This is a genomic window from Oscillospiraceae bacterium, from assembly GCA_031265355.1.
Classification (GTDB): domain Bacteria; phylum Bacillota; class Clostridia; order Oscillospirales; family UBA929; genus JAIRTA01.
Genome location: JAISCT010000020.1, coordinates 20,727 through 27,163 on the forward strand (window position 1 = coordinate 20,727; position 6,437 = coordinate 27,163).

Below are 6,437 nucleotides of genomic sequence, written 5' to 3' on the forward strand. Positions count from 1 at the left end.
ATGTTTTTGAGACGAAAGACGGGGGCCGGCCCGGCCGACTGGGTGATCGCGGGGCTGGGCAATCCGGGCGCGCGGTATGAGCGCACGCGGCACAACGTCGGCTTTTGGGCGCTGGACGCGCTGTCGAAGATGTGGGGCATCCCCGTCAAAAAGACCGGGTTTCACGCCCTCTACGGGCTCGGCGCCGCCGGGGAGACCCGGGTGCTGCTGATCAAGCCGCAGACATTCATGAACCGGAGCGGCGAGGCGCTGCGAGACTGCCTGGCCTACTACAAGCTGCCGCCGACCCGCCTCGTCGTGGTCTATGACGACGTCTCTCTCCCGCCCGGGCGCATCCGCGTGCGCGGACAGGGGAGCGACGGCGGGCACAACGGGCTGAAAAGCATCCTCTACCACTGCCGCAGTGACGCTTTTCCCCGCGTGAAGATCGGCGTCGGCGCCCCGCCCCGGCCCGATTTCGACCTGGCGGACTGGGTGCTCGGCGGATTTGCCGAGGCGGATCTCCCCGTCGTCGGGGAGGCCGTTGCCCGTGCCTGCGCCGCCGTGGCGGAGATCCTCCGCGGCGGCACGGAGAGCGCGATGAACCGCTACAACGCCGCCGAGCCGACAGCCGGCCAAGGGGCGGCGCAAAAGAACAGATGAGGAGACAGTCATGCTGAGCCTGTGCCGGGCGCTCGCCGAGCTCCCGGAGATGACAAAGCTGAGAGCGCACATCGACGGAGGGGGGGGACCCGCCGCGGTGGGCGGGCTTTCGCCTGCCCACAAGGCGCACCTAATCGGCGCGCTGCGCCTGACCACCGGCCGGCCGGCCGTGGTGCTCTGCCACGACGAGGCGGAGGCGCTGCGCTGCGCGGCCGACTTGGGGGCCTGGACCGGGGTGCGCGCCGCGGTATTTCCGGTGCGCGAGTGGAATCTCTACCGCGTGGAAGCGGTGTCCCGCGAGTGGGAACAGGCGCGCCTCCACGTGCTGGCCGGCCTGCAGGGCGGCCAGATCGATCTGGTCTGCGCGCCGGCGGACGCCTTTCTCCAGCGCACATTGCCTCCGTCCGCGCTGTCGTCCGCGGTGCTTACGCTCCGGGTGGGGCAGACGCTCCCCCGGGAGGCGCTGCTGACCGCGCTGGAGAGGGGAGGCTACCGGCTGAGCGAGCAGGTGGAGGGCGTGGGACAGTACGCGCGCCGGGGCGGGCTTCTGGACTTTTACGCCCCGGGGCAGACGCACCCCGTGCGCGTGGACTTCTTCGACGAGGAGATCGACGCGCTGGGCGCCGTCGATCCCGACACCCAGCGCCGCACCGGGACGCTCACGAGCGCACGGCTGCTGCCGGTGTGCGAAGCGCTGCCGCAGGCCGCGCCGGGCGGCTGCCAGGGCCTGCTGGCGGCGATGGAGGCGCTGGCAGCGGCGGCGGAACGGGGGCAGGCGGGGCAGACGGCGGACACCGGACTGGCCGCGCGCATCCGCGCGGACGCGGAGCGGCTGCGGGAGACGGGCGCACTGCCGGAGGCAGACCGCTACTGGGGTCTCCTCTACCCGGAGATGACCACGGCTTTTGACTTTTTGCCCCCGGACACCCTGCTGTTTATCGGCGAGCAGGTCCGGTTGCGCGAGCGGCTGCGGGCCTATGCCTTCCGGGAGGCCCAGGACATCGAGACGCTGCTGGCCGGGGGCATGCTGGCGCCCTCTCAGACGGCGCTCTCGCTGGACGAGGAGGGCTTCTGGCGGCGCAGCGCCGCCTTCGACACGGTCTTTTTGGACGCGCTGTCTCCCGCCCCCGGGGCCTTTGCCCGCGCGCCGAAGGCCGTGTGGCAGGTCCCCGCCAAGCAGCTCCCGGCTTACGGCGGCAGCCTGGATGTGGCGGCGGCCGACATCGAGCGCTGCCGTAGCGAGGGGTTTGCGGTCGCCGTGATCTGCGCGGCCGAACGGCAGGCGGCCCGGCTGGGGGAGATCCTCGACAATAGGGGCCTGACCGCCGCGCTGGACTTCACGCCGGCGGCCCGGCCCGCGCCGGGGCAGATTGTCCTCACGGTGGGGACGCTCTCCGCCGGGCTCGAATACCCGACGCTGAAACTGTGTATCATCACGGAGGGGCAGCTCCTGTCCGCGCCGCGCCGCCGCGCGCGGAGCCGGACGAAGGACGCGCGCGCGCGCCTCTCCTCTTATGCGGATCTCGTGCCGGGGGACTTTGTCGTGCATGAGCACCACGGCATCGGGAAGTTCACGGGCATCGTCAAGATGCCGGTGGACGGCGTGGAGCGAGACTACATCCACATCGCCTATGCCGGCGCGGACGGGCTGTATGTGCCTGTCACCCAGCTCCACCTCGTCTCGAAATACATCGGGGCGGGGGAGGAGACCGCGGTGCGGCTGAGCAAGCTGGGCGGCGGCGAGTGGCACCGCGCCAAACTGCGGGCCAAGACGGCCGCCAAGGACTTGGCGCAAGATCTCATCGCGCTCTACGCGGCCCGCAAGCGGCAGCCCGGGTTCGCATTCCCGCCCGACAGCGACTGGCAGGCCCAGTTTGAGACGTCGTTTGAATACGTGGAGACGGAGGACCAGCTGCGCTGCACTGCGGAGATCAAGTCCGACATGCAGACCGCCTGGCCGATGGACCGGCTGCTGTGCGGCGACGTGGGGTTCGGCAAGACGGAGGTCGCGCTGCGCGCCGTGATGAAGTGCGTGCTCGGCGGCAAACAGGCGGCCATGCTGGTGCCGACCACCGTGCTGGCGCAGCAGCATCACGCGACGGCCCTGCGCCGTTTCGGCAGCTATCCGGTCCGCATTGCCCTGTGCAGCCGGTTTGTCCCGGCGGCCAAACAGCGCGAGACGATGAAGAAGCTGGCGGCCGGGGAGGTGGACTTCATCATCGGCACCCACAAGCTCCTGCAAAAGTCCGTCGTCTTCGGCAATCTGGGGCTTTTGATCGTCGACGAGGAGCAGCGTTTTGGCGTCACACACAAGGAACGCCTCAAGGAGATGGCGCGGCAGGTGGACGTGCTGACGCTGACGGCCACGCCGATTCCGCGCACGCTCAACATGGCGCTCTCGGGCATCCGCGACATGTCGACGATTGAGGAGCCGCCCCGCGACCGCTATCCGGTGCAGACCTATGTGATGGAGCACGACGACGTGATTGTGGCCGACGCGCTGCGGCGCGAGGTGCAGCGGGGCGGCCAGGCCTACTACCTCCACAACCGGGTGGAGAGCATCGAGCGGGCGGCCGCCCGGCTGGCGGCGCTGCTGCCCGGGGCGACGGTGGCGGCGGCCCACGGGCAGATGAGCGAGGAGAGACTCTCCGAGATCATGAACCGCATGGCCGACGGGGAGATCCAGGTGCTCGTGTGCACGACGATCATTGAGACGGGCATCGACATCCCGAATGTCAATACGCTGGTGATCGAGGACGCCGACAAGCTGGGACTGGCGCAGCTCCACCAGATCCGGGGCCGGGTGGGGCGCAGCCCCCGCCACGCGTTCGCCTATCTCACCTATCGGCGCGGGCGGATCCTCAGCGAGGTGGCGACGAAGCGTCTGACGGCCATCCGGGAGTTCGCCGAGTTCGGCTCCGGCTTTAAGATAGCGATGCGCGACCTGGAGATCCGGGGCGCGGGCAATGTGCTCGGCTCCGAGCAGCACGGGCACATGATGAACGTGGGCTACGACATGTACCTAAAGCTGCTTGAGGAGGCCGTACTCGAGGCGCGCGGGGAGGAGGCGCCGGCCGTGACCGACTGCACGGCCGATCTGGCGGTGCCGGCCGGCATTCCGGAGAGCTATGTCTCGTCGCCGGGCCAGCGCATGGACCTCTACCGCCGCATCGCGGCCGTGCGGGACGAAGAGGACGCCTCCGATCTGCTCGACGAGATGCTTGACCGCTTCGGCGACGCGCCGGAGAGCGCGCAGGCGCTCCTCCAAATCGCGCTGCTGCGGGCCGAGGCCGCGCGCGCCGGGATCTTGGAGATCAGCCAGAAGGGGGAACGGCTGCTGTGCCGGATGGCCGCGCCGGACCTGCGGCGGGTGGCGCACCTCTGCGCCGTGCCGGACTACCGGGGCCGCGTGCTCTTCGGCGCCGGAGACAGCCCGCACCTCTCGCTCCGCCTGCGCGCGCCGCACGCCGCGCTGGCGGAGGCCCGGGCCTTTGTCACGGCCTACCGCACCGCCGAGGACACGCCCTGAGAGACGGCCAAACAACAACTTGTGAAGGCCGGCTTGTCTTTTCGCCGCGCCAAAAGCGATCAGAGCGACCAAAAAAGACAAATCCCTCGACGTCCTTTGCGCGACGGCGCGTGGGACAGGCGGTAGAATGGAAGCAGAGCAGATGAAACGGGCGGAGAGGACAAACGCCGCCGCCGGGAGGGGAAACATATGGCGCCGCGCACACAGCACGCCGGGCTCTTAGAGAGCCGGCGCGTCGCGTATCTGAAGATTTCCGCCATCGCGCCGAACCCGGCCCAGCCGCGGCGGTGGTTCGACGGAGAGGGTCTGCGCGAGCTCGCAGACAGCATTGCCCAGTACGGGGTTCTCCAACCCCTCACGGTGCGCCGCGTCGCCGGCGGGTATGAGTTGGTGGCGGGGGAGCGGCGGCTGCGCGCGGCGGAAATGGCGGGGCTCACGCAGGTGCCCTGTCTGGTGGTGGGGGTGAACGCCGAGGAGTCCGCGCTCCTTGCCCTGGTTGAGAATCTCCAGCGGCGGGACCTGGATTTTCTTGAGGAGGCGGAGGGCATCGAACGCTTGATCCGAGTCTACGGGCTGTCTCAGGAGGAGGCGGCCCGCCGGCTGGGGAAATCCCCGTCGGCGGTGTCGAACAAACTGCGGCTGCTGCGGCATCCGCCGGAGGTGCGCGCGCTGCTGCGCAAGTATGCGCTGACGGAGCGGCACGCGCGGGTCCTGCTCCGCCTGGAAAGCACCGCCGACCGCATGCGGGCCATCGAGCGCATTGCCCGGCTGAAGATGAATGTGGCGCAGGCGGAGCGCTATGTGGAGGGGCTGTTGGAGGCCCGCCCGGCCGCGCCCGCGCCGGAGAGCCGGCCCCGCCCGCTGTATGTCTTCAAGGACATCCGGTTGTTTTTAAACACGCTACGCCGCGCGGCCGACACCATGCGCCGCGCCGGCGTCGCCACCGACATCGACAGCCGCGAACTCGAGGACGCCCTGCTCCTCACAATCCGCATCGCACGAAAACCCTGACACGTTACACGGATCCCGTGACACACCTATTTTCCAAAAAATGCTGTACCTGTAGCTTTTGCCAGCGCTCTTGTGCCGCTGTGCGTAAGCGTTGGTAGAAAGTTTCGCGGAAATTATAGCTTGTTTTCCAGCCAATCCATCGGCTCCAGCAGCTACTGGCGCAACTTCTCCGCGGCATAGGTCGGCCCCGCTGCCTGCGTGGTCAGCGACAGCACCGCCGCTACGCCCGTCACCATACCCGCGCCATGGATGTCCTCGCCGCTTTCAAGGAAATTTGAGAGGATGTTTTTTGGGTAGACATAAATCACAAAGTAATTTTCCATCAACATGGGTTCCGTAAGATAACTCCGTTATGGGATTTTCTTTATTGCAATCTGTAGTCCAAACTCCACAATTGTTACATTTGCCCATGTTGTCCTTGGTGGTATCTAAAAGTTCTGGAGTTGATGAAAGCCACTCAAAGGAAACTCCCTCTATACAAAGAGTTGTTTCTATGAGGCTTTCAATATGCCGGAGTTCATCTTCAGTTATTTCCCGATATTTTTCATCAATCTCGACTATATGCGCGGTTCTGCAAAGAAGAATTTTTGCCATTGTGCCCTCCTGATTCTACAAATTGACTGCCCCTTTGATTGCAATATTATTTGATAAGTCAGCGACTTGATGAATTGCTCCACTTCCCAAAATAAGATTTAACATCAAAAATTTTGCCCGTTTTCGTATGTTGGAAGTAATGAATTGACACTTTACTTCCATCCACATATCCATCTTGATAAATCTTTTTCCACTCGCCTGGTTCAATTTTTCTTAGATTTTCAAGCAGTTCAGAATTATTAATAGTTATCTTTTTCAGTCCATTTCGAGCGCTTTCAAATCCGTTTGGATAACTTGCTGCTTTTCTTATAGAAGTGAAAACATTCTCGATTTGCTTCCCTGCTCCAGCTATGTTATCCGCATTTTTTCCAACACCTTTTACAAGAGTACCAACTTCATCGGCGTTTTTCAGAACCCCGACCAAGGGAAGCAATCCAATTGCGTCTAACCCAAACTGTCCAGCATGACCCCATGACCACTCCCAATTTGTAAGATCATACCAAACGTCTCTTACGTCACCAACTATGTCGACACCGGTGAAACCTAACCCGGCGTAGCCGGAACCAAAAAGATGTGATATACTGTCAGTAGCAAGGGAAAAGTGGATAAGTGAGGATGAGGGAACATGTTGAACTTGACCGAACGATACGCTTCAAAGATT

5 protein-coding genes are annotated in these 6,437 nt (G+C 64.5%); 3 read left to right on the plus strand and 2 right to left on the minus strand.

Annotation, left to right across the window (positions count from 1 at the left end; genetic code table 11):
• The 3 genes from pth (at position 1) to LBK75_03030 (ending at position 5,182) form a co-directional block, all read left to right on the plus strand.
• Positions 1 to 642 carry an aminoacyl-tRNA hydrolase gene (pth, locus tag LBK75_03020; protein MDR1157265.1) on the plus strand — a complete coding sequence of 214 codons (642 nt, stop codon included), beginning with the start codon at positions 1 to 3 and terminating at the stop codon, positions 640 to 642.
• A gap of 10 nt (positions 643 to 652) precedes the next feature.
• On the plus strand, positions 653 to 4,171 hold the full coding sequence (mfd, locus tag LBK75_03025; protein ID MDR1157266.1) for a transcription-repair coupling factor: 3,519 nt from the start codon (positions 653 to 655) through the stop codon (positions 4,169 to 4,171).
• 189 nt (positions 4,172 to 4,360) lie between these two features.
• Positions 4,361 to 5,182 carry a ParB/RepB/Spo0J family partition protein gene (locus LBK75_03030; GenBank protein MDR1157267.1) on the plus strand — a complete coding sequence of 274 codons (822 nt, stop codon included), beginning with the start codon at positions 4,361 to 4,363 and terminating at the stop codon, positions 5,180 to 5,182.
• 152 nt (positions 5,183 to 5,334) lie between these two features.
• On the opposite strand, the gene LBK75_03035 is transcribed toward LBK75_03030, so the two are convergent.
• Positions 5,335 to 5,505, minus strand: coding sequence for a hypothetical protein (locus tag LBK75_03035; GenBank protein MDR1157268.1), 171 nt, complete (start codon positions 5,503 to 5,505; stop codon positions 5,335 to 5,337).
• Positions 5,506 to 5,834: 329 nt separating this feature from the next.
• Positions 5,835 to 6,200, minus strand: coding sequence for a hypothetical protein (locus LBK75_03040; protein ID MDR1157269.1), 366 nt, complete (start codon positions 6,198 to 6,200; stop codon positions 5,835 to 5,837).
• Positions 6,201 to 6,437: the final 237 nt, after the last annotated feature.